The sequence below is a fragment of the Saccharopolyspora shandongensis genome, from assembly GCF_900106995.1.
GTDB classification, from domain to species: Bacteria; Actinomycetota; Actinomycetes; order Mycobacteriales; family Pseudonocardiaceae; genus Saccharopolyspora; species Saccharopolyspora shandongensis.
In genome coordinates this window covers 22,378-41,010 of the sequence record NZ_FNOK01000065.1, presented here as the reverse complement: position 1 = coordinate 41,010, position 18,633 = coordinate 22,378, and the positions used below count along the sequence as shown (strand labels likewise).

Sequence of the window (18,633 nt, the reverse complement as noted above, 5' to 3'; positions counted from 1 at the left end):
CTTGCTCCGCCTCCTGCCGGGGCGTCTGACAGGAGGGTTCCCTTCCTCACACCGCCAGACCCGGTGATGACAGGAAAGTTCCCTTCCTCTCAATCCGCAGCGGCCCGGCGGGGCTGATGGATGACAGAAAGGTTCCCTTCCTCACGTCGCGGGGCTCGGCGGTGACAGGAAGGTTCCCTTGCTCACATCGGTCACGCGATGTTGGTCGCGTCGATGTCCGGCTCCCGCTCGTCCGACGCGCCGTCCGCCGCCCGCCACAGGCGCGCGTAGTGGCCGTCTTCCGCGAGCAGGCCGGTGTGGCTGCCCTGCTCGACGATCCGGCCGCCGTCGATGACCACGATGCGATCCGCCCGCGCCGCCGTGGCCAGCCGGTGCGCGACGACGAACGTCGTGCGCTGCGCCGCCACCCGGTCGCTGGCCGCGACCACCATCGACTCCGTCGCCGGGTCGAGCGCGGCGGTCGCCTCGTCGAGCAGCAGCACATCGGGGTCGACCAGCTCGGCGCGCGCCAGCGCGACCAGCTGCCGCTGACCGGCCGAAAGGCCCCGTCCGCGCTCTCCCACCTGCTGCCGGAAGCCGCGCGGCAGCATGGCGATCCCCGGCAGCGCCCCAACGGCCCGGGCCGCGCCCTCGACCTCCGTCGGATCGGCGTCCGGCCGCGCGTAGGCGATGTTGCCGGCGATGTCCCCGGTGAACAGGTGGCCTTCCTGCGGGACGACGGCGAGCCGCTGGTGGAACGCCGCGAGGTCGTAGCGGCGGATGTCCTGCCCGTCGATCAGCACGGCGCCGTCGGTGGCGTCGTAGAACCGCGCGATCAACTTGATCAGCGTCGACTTCCCAGCGCCGGTCGCCCCGACCAGCGCCACGGTCTCGCCGGGCCGCACCCGCAGCGCGATGTCGCGCAGCGCGAACTGCTCCGTGCCCGGGTAGCGGAACGACACCGACCGCAGTTCCACGCCGCCTTCGAACCGCTCCGGCACAGGAGCGGGATCGGCTGCGGCGGGCACCGAGGTGGGCGTCCGCAACAGGTCCCCGATCCGCTGCAGCCCCACCCTCGCCTGCTGGTAGCCGTCGAACACCCCGGACAGCTGCTGCACGGGCGAGAAGAACAGGCCGAGGTAGAGCAGGAACGCGACCAGCACGCCGGCGGTCAGGTCGCCCGACGCGACTCGCGTCGCGCCGACGCCCAGCACCGCCGCCTGCGCGATCTCGGACAGCAGCGCGACGAACGGGAAGTAGGTGGCGATGTAGCGCTGGGCGCGCAGCCTGGACCGCCGGTAGGCGTCGCTGCGCTGCGCGAACACCTTCGCGGCGTGCCCCTCGCGGCGGTGCGCCTGCGCCACCCGCATCCCGGAGACGTTCTCCTGCAGGTCGGCGTTGACCGTGCTCACCCGCTCGCGCGCTTCGGCGTAAGCGGTCGACGAGACCTTGCGGAAGATCACGGTGGCCACCAGCAGGAACGGCAGCACCGCCATAGCCACGAGCGCCAGCGAAACGTCCGTGACCAGCAGCGCGCCCGCGATGCCGAACAGCGTCAGCACGCTGACCACGAACGTCGCCAGCCCGGTCTGCAGGAACGTCGACAGCGCGTCGACGTCCGTGGTCATCCGGGTCATGATCCGGCCGGCGAGCTCCCGCTCGTAGTAGTCCAGCCCGAGCCGCTGCAGGTGCGCGAAGCTGCGCAGGCGCAGCAGGTAGAGCAGCGTTTCGCCGGTGCGCGCGGTGATGACGGTCTGCAGCCTGACGACCAGCCAGCCCACCACGACGACCACGACACCCAGGCCGGTGGCGATCCACAGCGCGTCGGTGCGACCCGAGCTCACCCCACCGTCGATGCCGTGGCGCACCAGCGACGGCAACGCGATCGACGTCAGCGCGTCCCCGGCCACCAACAGCACGGTCAGCAGCAGGCCCCAGCGGATCGGCCGCAGCAGCCGGGACAGCCTGAAATCGGGGTCGGGCGCCGTCGGGTCTTCGTCACGCAGATCGGGCTGATCGGTCGCGGGCGGGAGCTTCTGGATGCCTTCGACCAACTCGGGAGTCGGCGGCAGCGTCGCGGCGTCGGCGGTCGCAGACTCGGCGTCGTCCACCGGCGGCCAGAGCTCCGAGGTGATGCCGTCCGGCCCGGCCACGACATGGCCGTCGCTGCGGCTGTCGATCGACTCACCGGGGCCGGCCAGCAGCGACCGGAACAGCTCGCACCGCTGGTTCAGCTCCTCCTCGGTGCCGATGTCGACGACGCGTCCCTCGTCGAGCACCGCGATCCGGTCGGCCAGGGCCAGCGTCGACCGGCGGTGCGCGATCAGCATCGTGGTGCGCTGCGCGGTTACCGACCGCAGGGTGTCGTGGATGGCCGCCTCGGTCGCCGGGTCCACCGCCGACGTCGCGTCGTCGAGCACCAGGATCCGCGGGTTCGAGAGCAGCGCCCGCGCGAGCGCCACGCGCTGGCGCTGCCCGCCCGACAGCGTCAGGCCGCGCTCGCCGACCGCCGTGTCGTAGCCGTCGGGAAGGCTGGTGATGAACTCGTGCGCCTCTGCGGCTTTCGCCGCGGCGATCACATCGGCCTCCGAAGCGTCGGGGCGGCCGTACGCGATGTTGCCGCGAATGGTGTCGGAGAACAGGAACGCCTCCTCGAACACCACCCCGACCGCGGCCCGCAGCGAATCCAGCCGCAGGTCGCGGATGTCGTGGCTCGCGTCGCCGTCCTCGGCCGGCCCGATCCGGATGCTCCCCGCGTGCACGTCGTAGAAGCGCGGCAGGAGCAGCGAAACCGTCGACTTGCCCGACCCTGCCGGGCCGACCAGCGCCACGGTCTCGCCGGGGCTGACGCGCAGCGACGCGTCGCGGAGCACCGGCTGGTCGCGGGTGTAGCCGAAGCTCACGTCGTCGAGCCGGACCTCCAGCGGCCCGTCGGGCAGGGTCGCCGCTTCGGGTTTCTCCTGCACCTCGGGCTGGGAATCGATCAGCTCGTGGATGCGCTCGACACCGGCGCGGGCGAGCTGCGCCTGGATCATCACGCTCGACAACATCCGGGCCGGACCGGCCAGCATCGCCACGTACCCGGCGAAGGCGACGAACGTCCCGAGGCTCACCTGGTCCTGCAGCACCATCCAGCCGCCGAGGCCGAGCACCCCGACCTGCCCGGCGGAGGGCAGCGCGGCCAGGCTCGCCGCCGGTCTCGACGTCATCCTGGCGGCGCGCAGCCGCTCGGCGAACAGCCGCCGCGCGCGGCCCTCCAGCCGCCCGACCTCGCGGTCCTCCTGGCCGAAGCCCTTCACGACCCGGACACCGGTGACGGTCTCCTCGACGTGCTGCGCGATGTCCGCGGCGCGTTGCTGCGCCGACCACGTCGCGGGGAACAAGCTCTTCTTGCTGCGCGCCGAAATCACCGCGATCAGCGGCGCGACGATCAGCGAAACCACCGTGAGCGGCGGCGACAGCCACAACATCGCCGCGATCGCGAACACCGCGAGCACCGCCGTACCGGCCGCCAGCGGCAGCATCGACAGCAGCGAGTTCACCATCTGCAGATCGCTGATGGAGCGGGACACGACCTGGCCGGTGCGCAGCGCGTCCTGCTTCCCGCCGTCCAGCCGCTGCATCGCGGCGAACACCGCCCGGCGCAGGTCGTGCTGCACGTCGAGGGCCAGCCGCCCGGCGCTGTAGCGGCGGACGAACGCCGACGCGAACCGGAACGCGCCGAGCCCGAGCAGCGCGATCACGATCCACCACAGGCGGTCGGTGCTGCGCGCGACGGCGTCGTCCACCGCCAGCTTGGTCAGCAGCGGAACCAGCGCCTCCAAGCCGACCGCCGTGACGGACGCACCCATCGCCAACGTCAGGGCCACGGGGTGCCGGCGACAGGCGGCGAAGAGGCGACGGATCCAACCGCCGGAAGTCGGGCGGGGATTACCGGAGTCGCTCACCTCGCCAGGTTATGCCGCACCACCGACCACGCAGCCCGGCCGGACGGTCGCTGTGACCCCCGCCAAACCGAGGAGGCGGTGCGAGCACGGGAACTTTCCTGTCACCACGACGGCCCAGCCCGCGCCCGGAGTGACAGGAAGGTTCCCATGCTCACGGGCCTCCGCTGCGTGGGGTGACAGGAAGGTTCCCATGCACCACCCACCGGTTCCCGGGCTCGGACGGGCCTGCTGGGTGGCCCGGTGACAGGAAGGGAACCTTCCTGTCACCGGCGCCGCAGTGACAGGAAGGTTCCCTTCCACAGGTGATGCGCGTCAGGCGATGTCGCGCCGGCGGCTGGCCAGCCAGCCGCCGGCGATGAACACGGCGGCGTAGCCGACGAAGGTGAGCAGGCTCGCCCACCATGGGTGGCCGTAGCTGCCGCCGAAGAAGAAGTGCAGGATCTCGAAGATCGCCCGCGGTGTGTCCGGCTCGTCGGGCCCGGCGACCGCGGCGACGAACAGCGGCACCGCCATGTTCGCCACGATGCCGTTGCCGGCCGTCCCGGGCAGGTACGGGCTGACGCCGGACAGCGGCGATCCGATCAGCACCAACGACAGGATGAACTCGACCATGAACTTGTAGATCAGCGGCAGGATGATCGCGAGCACGGCGTTCGCGACCAGCGCACCGAACCCGACGCCCAGCAGCGTCCACAGCACCATCGTCAGCACACCGGCCGCGCCGACGCTGAGCCAGTCGGCCAGGCTGCCGAAGGTGCCGAAGTCCAGGCCCGTGCCCACCAGGCTGCCGAGGCTCGCGAACAGCACGTTCGTCACGCCGTAGATCAGGCCGATGCCCGAGTAGGCGACCAGCTTCGCCGCCAGCACCGCGCCGCGCGGGTTGCCGGTGAGGAACGTCGTCGTGATGGTCTTGCTCCGGTACTCGCCGGCGAACGCCATCGCCCCGAACAGCCCCGCGAAGATGGTGCTGAAGTTCGTCGACATCGACAGCGACAGCAGGCCCAGGGGGACCGGCCGGTCGAGCTCCTCCACCGAGTCGATGAGCGCCGCCATGGGGCCGCCCAGCGAGCCCGCGCCGAAGCCGAGCAGCACCACCGGCGCGAGCAGCCCCCACCACAGGCTCGTGGTGAAGACCTTGCGGAATTCCGCCTTGACGAGCGCGACCATCATGCGGTCCCCCCGAATCCGCGGGCGTCCGGCGCGGCCCACTGCGCGCCGTGCTGCTGGACGCCGGTGTACTGGCCGTGGGTGAGCTGGAAGAACAGCTGTTCCAGGCCGATCCGCTCGTCCTGCATCGCGTACAACGCGATCCCGGCTTCCAGCGCCAGGTCCGCGACCGCGCGGGAGTCCGCGCCGGTCACCGCGAGCCGGCCGTCCGGGAGGTAGTCGACGCTCAACCCGGCCGCGTGCAGCTTCTCGATCAGCTTGCGGGGGTCGGCGGCCTGCACGAGCGTCCGCGATCGCTGCGCGGCGCGCAGTTCGTCGAGGTGGCCGTCGAAGACGCAGCGCCCGCGGCTGATGATCACCAGCTGGTCGACGGTGTGCTCGATCTCCCGGAGGAAGTGGCTGGACATCAGCACCGTGCGGCCGCTCGCGGCGAAGGCCTTCAGGAAGTTCCGCAGCCAGGCGATGCCCTCCGGGTCCAGCCCGTTGGCCGGCTCGTCCAGCACCAGCACCTGCGGGTCGCCGAGCAGCGCGGTGCCCAGCGCCAGGCGCTGCCGCATGCCCAGCGAGAACGTGCCCGCTTTGCGCTTCCCCGCGGAGCCCAGCCCGACGAGTTCGAGGGCCCGGTCGACCTGCGTGTCCGGCACGTTCATCGCGGCGGCGTAGCACCGGAGGTGGTGACGGGCGGTGCGACCTGGGTGGAAGCTCTGCGCGTCGAGCACGGCGCCGACCACGCTCGCCGGGTTCGGCAGCTGGTGGAACGGCAGGCCGTTGATGGTGGCGGTGCCCGAGGTGGGCATGACCAGGCCGAGGAGCATCCGCAGCGTCGTCGTCTTGCCGGACCCGTTGGGGCCGAGGAACCCGGTCACCGCCCCGGGGCGGACCGTGAAACTCAGGTCCTGCACCGCGCTGACCGGGCCGAAGCTCTTGCTGAGACCCTCAACGACGAGCCGACCACTGCCGTCGTGCACACGCCCTCCATCATCACCCGTTCAACAGACGGGGCCCATCCTGCCGGACAGGTCCGGGCGAACAGGTGTGGAGGAGCGTTTTCCCAGCTTGTTCTCAGCGCCGGGCGTGGTCGCGGCCCTGCGGTGTGACGGACATCGCCACCCGCGGGCGCCTAGGGCCAGCGAATGGACCGGTCGATCACGGCGGCCCGGTAGATCGTGCCCCGATCCGCATCGAGGTGACCGATGGCCGGCGGGTTCGGGTCCGTGGCCAGGTCGGGGCGGAGGAATTCGTTGGTGTCCCAGTCGCTGGGCCCGGGGCCGGTCGAGGAGATGATCGGCTCGGGGAGGATCGCGATGTCCTTCGCCTCGTCCTCCCGCCTGCGCCGCAGCCTCCGGCGCAGCGCGTCCAGGCCGGTGCTGCGGGCGTGCGCGGGTTCGCCGGAGTGGTCCCCGATCAGCAGCCGGTGCGCGGTCACCCAGATCGTGCACGGCCACGGTCGGCTGCGTAGCGTGCCCTGGCAGGACCGGCACCTGCCGTCCTCGGCCGGTTCGTGCTCGTCGAGCAGGGCGCGCAGACCCTCGGTGAGCCGGTAGAGCTCGGAGCGGGCGAGCGGCAGCAGCACCTCGGGTGCGTTGCCTTCGGTCGCCAGATCCACCCTGTCGAGTCGGTCGAGGACAGCTTTTCGCAGCGCCGTGTCCGTCACTTCGTCTCCCACCGTCGTGCGAGTGCGTCGGTGTTGCCGGTGGAGATCGCGGAGCGGAGCACCCCGACGACCCCCATCGGGTGACATCGGCAGTCGAGGCGCACGCCTGCACACTCACCACTTCAGGCTCACTCCATCGAGTGGTTATCGATTCGGCCCGAAATTGGCGCCCGAGCGGGGGCTCGCTGCTTCGGCAAATGGGCGATCGTGGCCTACACTGAAAGTGGCGGCCTGCTCCCGGTGACCCCCAGGCTGGTTGAGCGGGCCGCCCCGTTCGGCTGTGTGAGCCCATCACCTGTTCGGTGCATTCGCGGCGACGATCCGAGAACACGTCCCTGGCGGCCTCCTGCATGCGAAAACGCCGCGAGCGGGGGAACCTTCCTGCCGCGCGGTGACAGGAAGGTTCCCCCGCTCGCAAACGCGATCAGGCGAGCACGCTGCTGATCGAGGTGCTCGTCAGGCCGTGCGCCTCGGCGACCGGCTCGTTGACCAGCTTGCCGTCGTGGGTGTTGAGGCCACCGGCGAGCGCGTTGTCCGCGCGGCAGGCCTGCTGCCAGCCCTGGTCGGCGATGCGCAGCACGTACGGCAGCGTGACGTTGGTGAGCGCGTGCGTCGAGGTGTTCGGGACCGCGCCCGGCATGTTCGCCACGCAGTAGAACACCGAGTTGTGCACCCGGTACGTCGGGTCGTCGTGCGTGGTCGGGCGGGCGTCGGCGAAGCAACCGCCCTGGTCGATGGCGATGTCGACCAGCACGCTGCCCGGCTTCATCTCGGAGACCAGGTGGTTGGACACCAGCTTCGGCGCCTTCGCGCCCGGGATCAGCACAGCGCCGATGACCAGGTCGGCGGCGCGCACCGCCTGCTCGACCGAGTAGCGGTTGGACGCCACGGTGCGGATCTGGCCGTGGAAGTCGCGGTCGATCTCGCGCAGCTTGTCGACGTTGGTGTCGAGCAGCTCGACGTCGGCACCCATGCCCAGCGCGACGCGCGCGGCGTTGAGGCCCGCGACGCCACCGCCGATCACCACGACCCGCGCCGGGTGCACGCCGGGAACACCGCCCGGCAGCACGCCGCGACCGCCGCTGGGGCGCATCAGCGAGTAGGCGCCCACCTGCGGCGCGAGGCGCCCGGCGACCTCGCTCATCGGCGCGAGCAGCGGCAGGGCGCCGTCGGCCGTCTGCACCGTCTCGTAGGCGATGCCGGTGACCCCGGACTTCAGCATCGCGTCGGTCAGCTCGGCAGAGGCCGCCAAGTGCAAGTAGGTGAACAGGACCTGGTCCCGGCGCAACCGCGGGTACTCCTCGGCGATCGGCTCCTTGACCTTGAGGACCAGCTCGCCCTCGCCCCACACCTCTTCGGCGGTGGGCAGCACCTTCGCCCCGGCCGCGAGGAAGTCCTCGTCGGGGATGGAGGAGCCGGCGCCGGCGTTCGTCTCGACGAAGACGTCGTGACCACGGGTGGTCAGCTCGTGCACGCCCGCAGGTGTGATCGCGACCCGGTACTCGTTGTTCTTGATCTCGCGCGGCACTGCGATCTTCACGGCGGAATCCTTTCGTCTCCTTGTTGCGCACCACGATCCGCTGCCGCCGAAGGGGACGCATCATTCCTGCAGGATGAGATTGCCCCGCGCGCATTGTGCTCGCAGCACAAAGCCTGCGGCGGCGAAGCCCGCGCACCCACAGGGGCCGAAACGGCGCAGCGAGGACACCGGAGTGACAGAAAGGTTCCCTTGCTCGCAGCCACCCGAGCGGCCGGTGAAAGCAAGGGAACCTTCCTGTCATCCGGTGGCAGGAAGGTTCCCTTCCGCACGTCACCGGGGGTGCATCCCGGGCCTGGCGGTGACAGGAAGGTTCCCCTGCTCGCAGCCGCCGGGGGGTGCGGCTCGGCTGGTGTGGGGTGACAGGAAGGTTCCCTTGCTGTCAGCCGTGTTGGGCCCAGCGGTCGGCGAGGAGTTGCACGAATAGCGCTGCGCGGACGTTGGGGCTTTCCAGGTCTATGTCCACGAGCTGGGTGAGGCGCTTCATCCGGTAGCGGAAGGTGTTCGGGTGCACGCGCAGCTCCCGGCTCGCCTGCCGCGGGTCGCCCGGGTGGCGCAGCCACGCGTGGAGGGTGGCCAGGTATTCGGTGCCCTGCGTTCGGTCGTGCTCGCGCAGCACCGGCAGCGGGCCCAGGGAGCCGACGCCCGCGTCCGTCGACGCGCCGGCCATCCGGCTGAGCACCACCAAGTGCCAGTTGTTCTCGTACACCGCCACCCGGTCGCGCAGCTGGCCGGTGCGCAGCAGGCCCACCAGCTCCTCGGCCTGCGCGCGTGACTGGGGGAGGTCGGCGACCGCCACCGGGTTGCCCACCGCGATCAGCGGGCGCGGCGCAGCGTCGTGGGACATGAGCGCTTCCCGCAGGTCCGGCCAGCCGCCCGCGCCCGCCCGGTCCGGCACCAGGGCGTAGAGCATGGTGCCGATCTCGGTGACCAGCGGGCGCCGACCGATCCCGCGCGTGATCCACTCCCACATCGCCAGCCGGTGCCCCTCCGCCGGCCCGGCGGACGACGGCATTTCGATCGCGACGACCCGATGCGCCTCGTTGGGCACCGCCAGCTCGTTCACGGCCACCCGCCAGCCCTCGCCCCCCTCCAGCAGCAGCCGCACCTGCTCCGCGGACCGGCGGCGTTCGGCATCCGCCACCGCCCGCCACCGCAGCAGCTGCAGCGCGACCAGCGGCGCGGTGTCGGCGAACGCGGTGGAGCGCTCCTCGGAGACCTCTCCGGGCACCACGGCCCACATCGATCCGAGCAGCTCGCCGCCCATCCGGATGGGCACCACCAGGCGGGGCAGGGTGCCGTCCTGCTGGGCGGGCACGAAGATCGCCGAACTGCCCTTGCTGAGCTGGCGGAACGTGCCGCGGGCCCGGAACTTGGCGAGCACCTCGTCGGGCTGCTTCCGGCCCATGATCGTCGACACCCGCGCCGGGTCGGTCAGGTCCTGCCGGGCGGAGTAGGCCAGGACCTGGGAGTGCGCGTCCTCGATCGTGACCGGCGCGTCCACCACGTCGGCCACCGCGTCGGCGAGGCGGAACAGGTCGCCGACCCCGGTGCCGCCGCGCGCGTCGGCCTCCTCGATGCCGGTCCCGCCCAGGGCCGCCCGGATCAGCCACACCAGCTGCGCCCAGCCGGTCCCCGGCCGGACCTCCACCAACGCCACCCCGGCTTCCTCGGCCGCCGCGGCCACCGCGTCGTCCGCCGAGATCGGCGGCTTGAGCAGCACCGCTGCCGCGCCCTGCGCGCCGCAGGCCCTCGCCAGCCGCTCCGCCTGCTCGCGATCCGCGACCGCCACGCCCAGCACGAGGTCGCCGCCCGCCGCGGTCGGCGGCTCATCGGGTTCGGCGATGACGACGTCCCCGACGCAGACCGTCGGCTCCGGGCTGACCACGGTGCGCAGGAGCGTCGGGCCGACCCGCTCGACCAGCGCCCGGATGTCCAGCATCACCGGCCTCCTGAGTGCTTCGGGCCGCCGCCAGTCAGGTGGGGGAGGGCATTGACACCAGGGCTGGCCCGTTTATCGTTGCTGAGCACATCGACAATCGCATACCGGCCGTCGACCCCGTGCGGGAGAGACCTTGATGGCTCGCACAGAGCCGTCAGGGCGCCGAAGGAGCAAGACTCCCCACAAACTCTCAGGCACCCATGACCGTTCGGGCGAGGCAACTCTGGAAAGCGCGCGTCATCGCTGACGCTCCACCCACGGTGCAAGCCGCGAGAAACCGCGGCGAAGCTCTCAGGTTCCGAAACAGAGGGGGAGGCCCAACCCCACTCGGGCATCCCTGCCCCCGAAAGCCTTGGAGCCTCCCGACATGTCGCTGCCTGCGAACCTGCGCTACACCGAAGAGCACGAGTGGATCGAGGACCGCGACGAGCTGGTCCGGATCGGCATCACCCAGCACGCCGCGGACGCGCTCGGCGACATCGTCTTCGTGCAGCTGCCCGAGGTGGGGGAGCAGATCGAGGCGGGCAAGCCCTGCGGCGAACTGGAGTCCACCAAGTCCGTCAGCGACCTGTTCGCGCCGGTCACCGGCGAGGTCGTCGCGATCAACGAGTCCGTCGTGGACGACCCGGCGCTGGTCAACTCCGAGCCCTACGGCGAGGGCTGGCTGCTGGAGGTGCGCACCTCCGACACCAGTGCTCTGCTCACCGCCGAGCAGTACGCCGCGGTGATCGCGGAGTAGCGGGGAATAGGCGAGGGAGGAGACGGTCAATGGCGATCAGCGTCTTCGACCTGTTCTCGGTCGGTATCGGGCCGTCCAGTTCGCACACGGTCGGCCCGATGCGCGCGGCCCGGCTGTTCGTGCAGCGGTTGCACGGCGAGGGCCGGTTGTCGCAGGTCAAGCGGATCAAGGCGGAACTGTTCGGGTCGCTCGGCGCGACCGGGCACGGGCACGGCAGCCCGAAGGCGGTGCTGCTCGGCCTCGAGGGGCACAGCCCGGAGACCGTCGACCCGGCGGCCGTGGAGGGCCGGGTCGCGGAGATCCGGGAGACCGGGCGGCTGCGGCTCGACGGCGTGCAGGAGATCCGGTTCACCGTGGACCGCGACCTGGTGATGCACCGGCGCAAGTCGCTGCCGCTGCACCCCAACGGGATGCGATTCACCGCGACCGGCACCGACGGCGTCGAGTTGGAGAGCGCGGTCTACTACTCGGTCGGCGGTGGCTTCGTCGTCGACGAGGACGCCACCGGCACCGACCGGATCAAGCCCGACGCGACCCCGGTCCGGTACCCGTTCCGGACCGGCGTGGAACTGCTCGCCCGGACCGAGGAATCCGGGCTGCCGATCAGCGGCGTGATGCTGGCCAACGAGCTGTCCTGGCGCGGCGAGGACGCCGTGCACAAGGAGCTGCTGGGCATCTGGCAGGTCATGCGCGAATGCGTGGACAACGGCTGCCGGAACTCCGGGGAACTGCCCGGCGGGCTCAAGGTCCGGCGCCGGGCGGCGGAGCTGGCGGCGTCGCTGACCGAGCAGGACGATCCGCTGGAGTGGGTGACGCTCTTCGCGCTCGCGGTGAACGAGGAGAACGCGGCCGGCGGGCGCGTGGTGACCGCGCCGACCAACGGCGCGGCCGGGATCGTTCCCGCGGTGCTGCACTACTACATGCGGTTCGTGCCGGGAGCCGACGACGCCGGCGTGGTGCGCTTCCTGCTCGCGGCCGGTGCGGTCGGCGTGCTGTTCAAGGAGAACGCGTCGATCTCCGGTGCCGAGGTCGGCTGCCAGGGCGAGGTCGGGTCCGCGTGCTCGATGGCGGCCGCCGGGCTCGCCGAGGTGCTCGGCGGGACCCCGAGCCAGGTGGAGAACGCCGCGGAGATCGCGATGGAGCACAACCTCGGGCTCACCTGCGACCCGATCGGCGGTCTCGTGCAGATCCCGTGCATCGAGCGCAACGCGGTCGCGTCGGTGAAGGCGATCACGGCGGCGCGGATGGCGCTGCGCGGCGACGGCACCCACTTCGTCTCGCTGGACAAGGTCATCAAGACCATGCGCGAGACCGGCCGGGACATGAAGGTCAAGTACAAGGAGACGGCTCGCGGCGGCCTCGCCGTCAACGTCATCGAGTGCTGACCCGCCGCACGCCCGGTGAGTGCATGGGAACCTTCCTGTCACCACCGGGCCGTGCGGTGCGAGCGTGGGAACCTTCCTGTCACCGAGCCGGATCCTGCGGTGAGTGGATGGGAACTTTCCTGTCACTGCCTGATCGCACTGGGGCCGGTGGCGTGCGGATGGGAACTTTTCTGCCACCGGGCGCGCAGCGCGAGCATGGGAACTTTCCTGTCAGCACCGCTCAGCGCAGCCGTGCGTGGATGGGAACTTTCCTGTCACTGCCCGATCGCACTGGGCCCGGTGTGTGGATGGGAAGTTTTCTGCCACCACGGACCCGCAGCGCGAGCATGGGAACCTTCCTGTCACCGGTGAGCCACCGGGCGCCTTTCGTGGAGCCTTCTGGCCGTCGGCTCTGGTGCGAGGATGGGAACCTTCCTGTCACCGCTCCCCGCCGCGCACCGGCCAGATGCCGTGCACCGGGGCCCAGTCGAGGAGGCGCCGCGCCGCTTCGCTGCTGACGCGGTGCGATGGTTCGGCCGTCTCCTCCGGAGCCTGCCCTGGTGCCGGGCTGCCGTCCGCGCGCGCCAGCTCGCGGTAGTAGTCCGCGACCCGGACGGGCTCGTCGGCGATGTTCAGCGTCTCGCCCGTGCAGCCCCGTTCCAGCGCACCGACCACCGCCTCCGCGTAGTCCCGCGCGTGCACCATCGCCGCCCACGAACGCCCGTCGCCCGGGATGGGCAGCCGCCCGGCGCGCAGCCGGGCCCGCTGCTGGTCCTGCACCGTCGCGGGGCCCACGAAGCGTCCGCCGCGCAGGATGCTCCACGCGATCTCGTCGGCGGGCAGTTCGCGGACCGTGGCCTCCATCGCCTGGACCGGGGCGACGATCGTCGTCCGTTCTGGCCGGTTGTCGAAGGGCGCCGCCTCGGTCAGCGGGGTGTCGCCGCCGTCGGCGTAGGCCATCGTGATGCTCATCTGGACGAAGCGCCGCACCCCGGCTTCCTGCAGCGCGTCGGTCACCACCGCGGTTCCGGTGCTGCGCAGCGCCGTGTTCAACGCCCAGCTGCCCGCGGTGGGCGGGACCGCGGTGGCCGCGTTGACCACCGCGTCGACGTCTTTGAACTCCGTCGCCAGCAGTCGGCCGGCGACCGGGTCGAGCAGCGAGGCCCGGATTCGGCGGGCTTCTTCCGGCAGGCGGTCGAGGCGGTCGCCGGGCGCCATGGCGGTCACGTCGTGTCCGCGGCGCAGCAGCATCGGGACGAGGTGGCTGCCCAGGATCCCGCTGGCCCCGATGGCGAATACGTGCATCGGTTCCCCTTCAGTTCCGCAGTTGCTCGGCGAGTCCGGCGGCGAACGACCGGTAGTCGCGCGGCGGTCGGCCGGTGATGTCGGCGATCGCCGTCGTCACCGCCTCGGCTTCGCCGGCCCGGTAGGTGGCGTAGAGCTGGAGGCGCGCCGCCACCGCCCACTCGGGCACTCCCGCCGATCGCATGGCCGCCGCGACCTCGGTGGGCGCGGCGTCCACGTGCCGGATCGGGCGTCCGGCCACTTCGGACAGGATCTCGGCCACCTCCCGGTAGTCGAGGGCTTCCGGCCCGGTGAGGTCGTAGTCCCCGGCCGCCGCGTCCGCGGTCAGCAGGCTCGCCGCCGCGAGGCCGATGTCCTCGACGTCGATCATGCTGACCCGCGCCGCCCCGACCGGCAGCACGATCGCGTCGCGCGCCCGGATGGTCGGCAGCCATTGCAGCGCGTTCTGCATGAAAGCGTTGGGGCGCAGCACCGCGTGCGGAATGCCCGCGGCGCGCAGCTCGTCGTCGCCGACGCCGTGCTGGTGGTGGATGCTCGACTCGGCCCCGCGCTGAGCTCCGAGCGCCGACAGCTTCACCACCCGGCTCACTCCCGCTTCGCCGCTGGCCGAGATGAGATTCCGTTGCAGCACGAGCTGTTCCGGGTGGAACGGGGTGAGCATCAACAACCGGTCCACGCCGCGCAGCGCGGTCAGCGTCGACGCGCGGTCGGTGAGATCGCACTCGACGACAGCCGCGTCGGGCGCGCGGTTCGGCGAGCCGGGGCGCACCAGCGTGCGCGGGCGGTGGCCGAGCCGCACGAGTTCCCGCGTCACCGCGCGCCCGGCGACGCCCGATGCGCCCGCGACGGCGATGACCGGCCCGCTCACGCCGCCCCCAGCGCGCGTGCCCCGGCGAGCTCCAGGTCCGCCGGGAGCCGGTCCTGCACCGCCGAGTCCGCGAGCAGTTCGCCCAGCTCCGGGGCGAACTTGAACAGGTTGTGGCCGGCGATCGCGGTGACTCCGGGGGCGTGCCAGGCGCGCAGCGCGTCGCTGCCCGCGGGCAGTTTGCTCATGATGCACACCCGCACCCCGATCGGCTCCGGGATCAGCCCCGGCAGGGCGCGCTCGACGTAGCCGGTGACCCGGCGGACGTGGTCCTCCATGCCTTCCTCGCCGGTCAGCGCGCCGCGGGCGTCGAACGGCACGTCGACGCCGTCGCCGATGAGGCCCAGCACGTACTGGTCGGTGTAGGGGATCACCGAGCCGTACACCATCTCGCCGAACTGGCCGGACTTGTCCACCCAGCACGGCGTCGGCGCGCCGCGCAGCTCCTCGCGGATCCGGTAGTGCGGGCGGGCGTGCAGCGCGCAGTCCAGCGGGATGTCCCAGCCGAGGCGGGCCGCCAGGCGCGGCGTGTCGACGCCGGCGCAGAGCACGACGTGCCGCGCGTGGTAGATCGCGTCGGCGGTCTGGAACTCGACCTTCCCGTTGTCGAGCACCAGGAGGCTGTGGATGTCGTTGGCGATGATGTGGTCGCCGACCCAGTCGGTCAGCGTCTCGATCACGTGGTTGACGCGGAGCGCCCCGGCGGTCGGGTCGACCAGCAGCGGGCCGTCGATCGGCCCGAGCGCGCCGAACACCTCCGCGCGGTCGGCCGCCGGCGCGTAGTGGTGCGGCACCTGGTGGGTCTTCAGGCCGGTGGTGTCGGCGGGGGTGGTGCCCAGGTACGCGCAGCCCTCGGTGCCCACCATCTCGACGCCGGAGCGGCGCTCCCACTCGCGGTAGCCGGCCAGGCCGCGGGCGGCCAGGTCGACGATGTGCGGATCGTCGTGCCGGTGCCGGAAGGTGCGGGACAGCCCGCCCGACTGGCCCGACCCGGGCCGGCGGCCGTCGAAGCACTTCACGTTCGCGCCCCGCCGCAGCAGGGCCTCCGTGGTGGACAACCCGAGTACCCCGGCCCCGATCACCGCGATGTCCAGTTCCCTCTTGTGCTCAGCCATCTTTCCGCTCCTCCAGCCGTTTGCCGGCGTCTGGTTCTCCTTGCGGCAGCCGGATCCCAGCATGCTTCGCCCGGCCCGGCCGCGACATCACGTGTTCTCGGGAGCCGGTCGCGAAGCGAAGATGCCGCCTCGCTCGGGCGAGGCGGCATCTTCCGGGGAAAGGAAAGGAAATCAGATCGTCTACAGTGGCCTTTCTAGATCTGTTGCGGCAGGGCGGGTTTTGTTCTTGGAAGCGGCGTAGCCGCTTAGCCCACCTACGCAACTCGCACCGCCGCGGGTTCTCAGGTGTCGCCTGGCGAGGCCAGTCCCCGATGCCGCGTATTGGTTCATACGTAAGTCGGGGATCCCACAGCCAGGCGGCGCCTGAGGTTCCGCTACCCGCACCGCTACGCAGAACGGGTTTGGAACAACGAAGTTCGGTCAGCCCTCCACGAACTTGAGGCCGGCGATGCCGACCACTATCAGTGCCAAGAACGCCAGCCTGGAGAACGTCACCGGCTCGCTCAGGAAGATCATCCCCACCGCCGCGACGCCGACGGTGCCGATGCCGACCCAGATCGCGTAGGCGCTGCCCACGGGAAGGTCCTTCAGCGCCACCGAAAGCATGCCGAGGCTGACCATGGCGACGCCGATGCCCAGCACCGCGGGCCACAGCCGCGTCATGCCCTCGGCGTGCTTCAGCGCCAGCGACCAGACGATTTCGAGCAGGCCCGCTGCGACGAGGATGACCCAAGCCATTGCTGTTCCCCTTGTTCCAGGAGGTCGGAGCAACGCCGTCAGGCGTTGGCGCCGCCGTCGACGAGGATGCCGGTGCCGGTGATGTTGCGGCCGCCCTCGCCGGCGAGGAACGCGACCGCCGCCGCGATGTCGGCCGGATCGTTGTAGCGGCCCAGGGCGGTCAGGGCGCGCTCGCCGTCGGCCTCTTCGCCGTCGGCCGGGTTCATCTCGGTGTCGGTGGAGCCCGGGTTCACCAGGTTGACCGTGATGCCGCGCGGACCGAGGTCGCGGGCGAGGCCGCGGGTGAAGCCGGTCAGCGCCGACTTGCTCAGCGAGTACAGGCTCAGGCCGGGGCCGGGGGTCCGGTCGGCGAGGTTGCTGCCGACGCTGATGATCCGGCCGCCCTCGGGCAGGTGCTTGACCGCGGCCTGCACGGCGACGAACACGGCGCGCACGTGGATGCCGACGGTCTCGTCGAACTGCTCCAGGGTCAGCTCGTCGATGGGGGCCCACGGGAAGATCCCGGCGTTGTTGACCAGGATGTCCAGCCGGCCGAACTCGGCGACCGTCTGCTCAACGGCGCTGGTCACCGCCGCGGCGTCGGTGGCGGGGGCCGCGAACGCGGCGCCGCGCCGGCCTGCTTCCTTGATCTTGCCGACCACGCCGTTGGCACGGTCGGCCGAGGTGTTGTACGTGATCGCGACGTCGGCGCCGTCCGCGGCCAGTCGCTCGGCGACCGCCGCACCGATGCCGCGTCCGCCACCGGTGACCAGCGCGACCTTGCCATCCAGACCTGTCATGAGCCCCTCGCTTTTCTGTGTCGAACGATATATAAATGGCTATCATCGCTACTCTCGGGTGTCAACAGGGGAGGGTCCGGTGCGAACCGGTGCCGTCCGGGGAGGAGAGAAGCCGATGTCGCCACGCGGACGTCCGCGCAGCTTCGACCGGGAAGCCGCCCTGCGGACCGCCATGGAGCTGTTCTGGGCACGCGGCTACGAGGCCACGTCGCTGAGCGACCTCACCGGCGCGATGGGCATCAGCTCGCCGAGCCTGTACGCGGCGTTCGGGTCCAAAGAGGACCTGTTCCGGGAAGCCGTCGCGCTCTACAACAGCGCCGACGAGGCGGTCGGCGATCGGTCGCTGCAGCGCCAGCCGACGGCGCGGTGCGCGATCGAGGCGATGTTGCGCGACAACGCCGACGCCTACGTTGATCCGGACACGCCGCGCGGCTGCATGGTGGTGCTCGCGGCCACCAACTGCACGCCGGAGAACGCGCGGATCTGGGATTTCCTGGCGGAATGCCGAAAGGACGACTTCCGCGCCGTGCTCGCGCGGCTGGAGCGCGGCGTCGCCGACGGCGACGTGCCCGCCGATGCGGACCTGGAGAAGATCGCCTCGTTCTACCTGACCGTCCTGCAAGGACTGTCCATTCAGGCCAGAGACGGGAGTTCCCGCGCGGCGGTGCATGCGGTCATCGACTGCGCGATGCTGGCCTGGGACGGGATGGTGGCCGCGCCGGAGGTGCGTCGCGATGACACCGTGCCCGCCTGATCCGATCGCGTCGACCGGGCACCGGCGCAGGCCGGTGCCCGGGGTGCGCGCCCGCCGCGGCGGGCCGGCCGGACTATTCGATGCCGTACTTCTCCGACGCGATGCGCATGGACCGTTCGACGTCGGCCTCGAATTGGCTCGGCGACGGTGCCGGCTGACCGGGCACCACCTCCACGCCGACCTCCAGGAAGAAATTCTCGAACCCGCTCGGAACGAAAAGCATGAGCATTCTCGCGGGCGTATCGGAAATATTTTTGAACCGGTGTGCCGAACCGCGTGGAAGATAAATGAAAGAACCTGGTTCGGCGGTGAATTCACGGTCTTCGTCGAAGACCTGGAGGCGACCTTCGACGAGGTAGAAAGCCTCGTCCTCGTACTGGTGGACGTGCAGCGGCGGGCCACTGCCCGGCGGGATCTCGCCCTCCATGACCCCGATCATTCCGCCCGTTTCCTCGGCGCCGACCTTCAGCGTGTAGCGGTCGCCGCTGAATGCCCAGACGCTTTGGCCCGCGCCGGGCGGGACGTGGATCACCCGGCGGGTGACCTCCGGTGCGCTCATGTTCAGACTCCTCTCGACCAGCGGGTGCGCGCTGTCGAGCCTCGGCGATCGGCCCGGGTGCGGGCATCACGTCATCGCGGGATTCCCATTGATCGGCCGTTCCCAGCCGACCACCCCGTGCGATGTGTCCAAGATCACCCGTCCGCGGGGCGTTCGTGCCGTGCTGGGCCGAACGGTGGCGCACGATTC

General features: G+C 71.1%; 15 protein-coding genes and 2 riboswitches. Of the genes, 3 read left to right on the top strand and 12 right to left on the bottom strand.

The annotated features are described in order from the left end of the window. Window positions 1-191: 191 nt before the first annotated feature. The 6 genes from BLW84_RS39730 to BLW84_RS39705 all read right to left on the bottom strand — a co-directional run bounded on the left by BLW84_RS39730 (window position 192) and on the right by BLW84_RS39705 (window position 10,226). Window positions 192-3,848 (bottom strand): ABC transporter ATP-binding protein, encoded by a 3,657-nt coding sequence (locus BLW84_RS39730; protein WP_245761708.1) that lies wholly within the window; start codon window positions 3,846-3,848, stop codon window positions 192-194. A gap of 390 nt (window positions 3,849-4,238) precedes the next feature. Then, window positions 4,239-5,096 carry an ABC-2 transporter permease gene (locus tag BLW84_RS39725; protein ID WP_245761707.1) on the bottom strand — a complete coding sequence of 286 codons (858 nt, stop codon included), beginning with the start codon at window positions 5,094-5,096 and terminating at the stop codon, window positions 4,239-4,241. After that, on the bottom strand, window positions 5,093-6,061 hold the full coding sequence (locus tag BLW84_RS39720; protein ID WP_093276675.1) for an ABC transporter ATP-binding protein: 969 nt from the start codon (window positions 6,059-6,061) through the stop codon (window positions 5,093-5,095). The genes BLW84_RS39725 and BLW84_RS39720 overlap by 4 nt, the downstream gene beginning before the upstream one ends. 152 nt (window positions 6,062-6,213) lie before the next feature. Further along, a complete protein-coding gene (locus BLW84_RS39715; RefSeq protein ID WP_093276672.1) occupies window positions 6,214-6,747 on the bottom strand; it encodes a hypothetical protein in 534 nt (177 codons plus the stop codon). A gap of 424 nt (window positions 6,748-7,171) precedes the next feature. After that, window positions 7,172-8,287, bottom strand: a complete 1,116-nt coding sequence (gene ald, locus BLW84_RS39710; protein WP_093276671.1) for an alanine dehydrogenase — start codon at window positions 8,285-8,287, stop codon at window positions 7,172-7,174. Between the two features lie 379 nt (window positions 8,288-8,666). Next, on the bottom strand, window positions 8,667-10,226 hold the full coding sequence (locus BLW84_RS39705; RefSeq protein WP_093276668.1) for a PucR family transcriptional regulator: 1,560 nt from the start codon (window positions 10,224-10,226) through the stop codon (window positions 8,667-8,669). Window positions 10,227-10,338: 112 nt separating this feature from the next. Beyond that, a riboswitch (glycine riboswitch) is annotated at window positions 10,339-10,443 on the top strand. After that, a riboswitch (glycine riboswitch) is annotated at window positions 10,444-10,543 on the top strand. A gap of 50 nt (window positions 10,544-10,593) precedes the next feature. Here BLW84_RS39705 and gcvH point away from each other — a divergent pair. Both gcvH and BLW84_RS39695 read left to right on the top strand, forming a co-directional pair. Further along, entirely contained in the window at window positions 10,594-10,965 is a 372-nt protein-coding gene (gcvH, locus tag BLW84_RS39700) for a glycine cleavage system protein GcvH (protein ID WP_093276666.1), read from the top strand. Between the two features lie 29 nt (window positions 10,966-10,994). After that, window positions 10,995-12,350 carry an L-serine ammonia-lyase gene (locus BLW84_RS39695; protein ID WP_093276663.1) on the top strand — a complete coding sequence of 452 codons (1,356 nt, stop codon included), beginning with the start codon at window positions 10,995-10,997 and terminating at the stop codon, window positions 12,348-12,350. Between the two features lie 417 nt (window positions 12,351-12,767). Here BLW84_RS39695 and BLW84_RS39690 read toward each other — a convergent pair whose 3' ends face one another. The 5 genes from BLW84_RS39690 to BLW84_RS39670 all read right to left on the bottom strand — a co-directional run bounded on the left by BLW84_RS39690 (window position 12,768) and on the right by BLW84_RS39670 (window position 17,131). Then, window positions 12,768-13,634, bottom strand: a complete 867-nt coding sequence (locus BLW84_RS39690; protein ID WP_093276662.1) for an NAD-dependent epimerase/dehydratase family protein — start codon at window positions 13,632-13,634, stop codon at window positions 12,768-12,770. 10 nt (window positions 13,635-13,644) lie between these two features. Then, window positions 13,645-14,502: an NmrA family NAD(P)-binding protein gene (locus tag BLW84_RS39685; protein WP_093276659.1), complete on the bottom strand. Its 858-nt coding sequence runs from the start codon at window positions 14,500-14,502 to the stop codon at window positions 13,645-13,647. After that, window positions 14,499-15,614: an NAD(P)/FAD-dependent oxidoreductase gene (locus BLW84_RS39680; RefSeq protein ID WP_093276656.1), complete on the bottom strand. Its 1,116-nt coding sequence runs from the start codon at window positions 15,612-15,614 to the stop codon at window positions 14,499-14,501. The genes BLW84_RS39685 and BLW84_RS39680 overlap by 4 nt, the downstream gene beginning before the upstream one ends. Window positions 15,615-16,034: 420 nt before the next feature. Then, window positions 16,035-16,352: a DMT family transporter gene (locus BLW84_RS39675; protein ID WP_093276653.1), complete on the bottom strand. Its 318-nt coding sequence runs from the start codon at window positions 16,350-16,352 to the stop codon at window positions 16,035-16,037. Between the two features lie 38 nt (window positions 16,353-16,390). Then, window positions 16,391-17,131, bottom strand: coding sequence for an SDR family NAD(P)-dependent oxidoreductase (locus BLW84_RS39670; RefSeq protein ID WP_093276651.1), 741 nt, complete (start codon window positions 17,129-17,131; stop codon window positions 16,391-16,393). Window positions 17,132-17,246: 115 nt separating this feature from the next. Here BLW84_RS39670 and BLW84_RS39665 point away from each other — a divergent pair, with 115 nt between their 5' ends. Continuing rightward, window positions 17,247-17,885, top strand: coding sequence for a TetR/AcrR family transcriptional regulator (locus BLW84_RS39665; protein WP_093276649.1), 639 nt, complete (start codon window positions 17,247-17,249; stop codon window positions 17,883-17,885). A 73-nt stretch (window positions 17,886-17,958) separates the two neighbouring features. Here the strand turns inward: BLW84_RS39665 and BLW84_RS39660 are convergent, their stop codons facing one another. After that, window positions 17,959-18,444 (bottom strand): cupin domain-containing protein, encoded by a 486-nt coding sequence (locus tag BLW84_RS39660; protein WP_093276646.1) that lies wholly within the window; start codon window positions 18,442-18,444, stop codon window positions 17,959-17,961. Window positions 18,445-18,633: the final 189 nt, after the last annotated feature.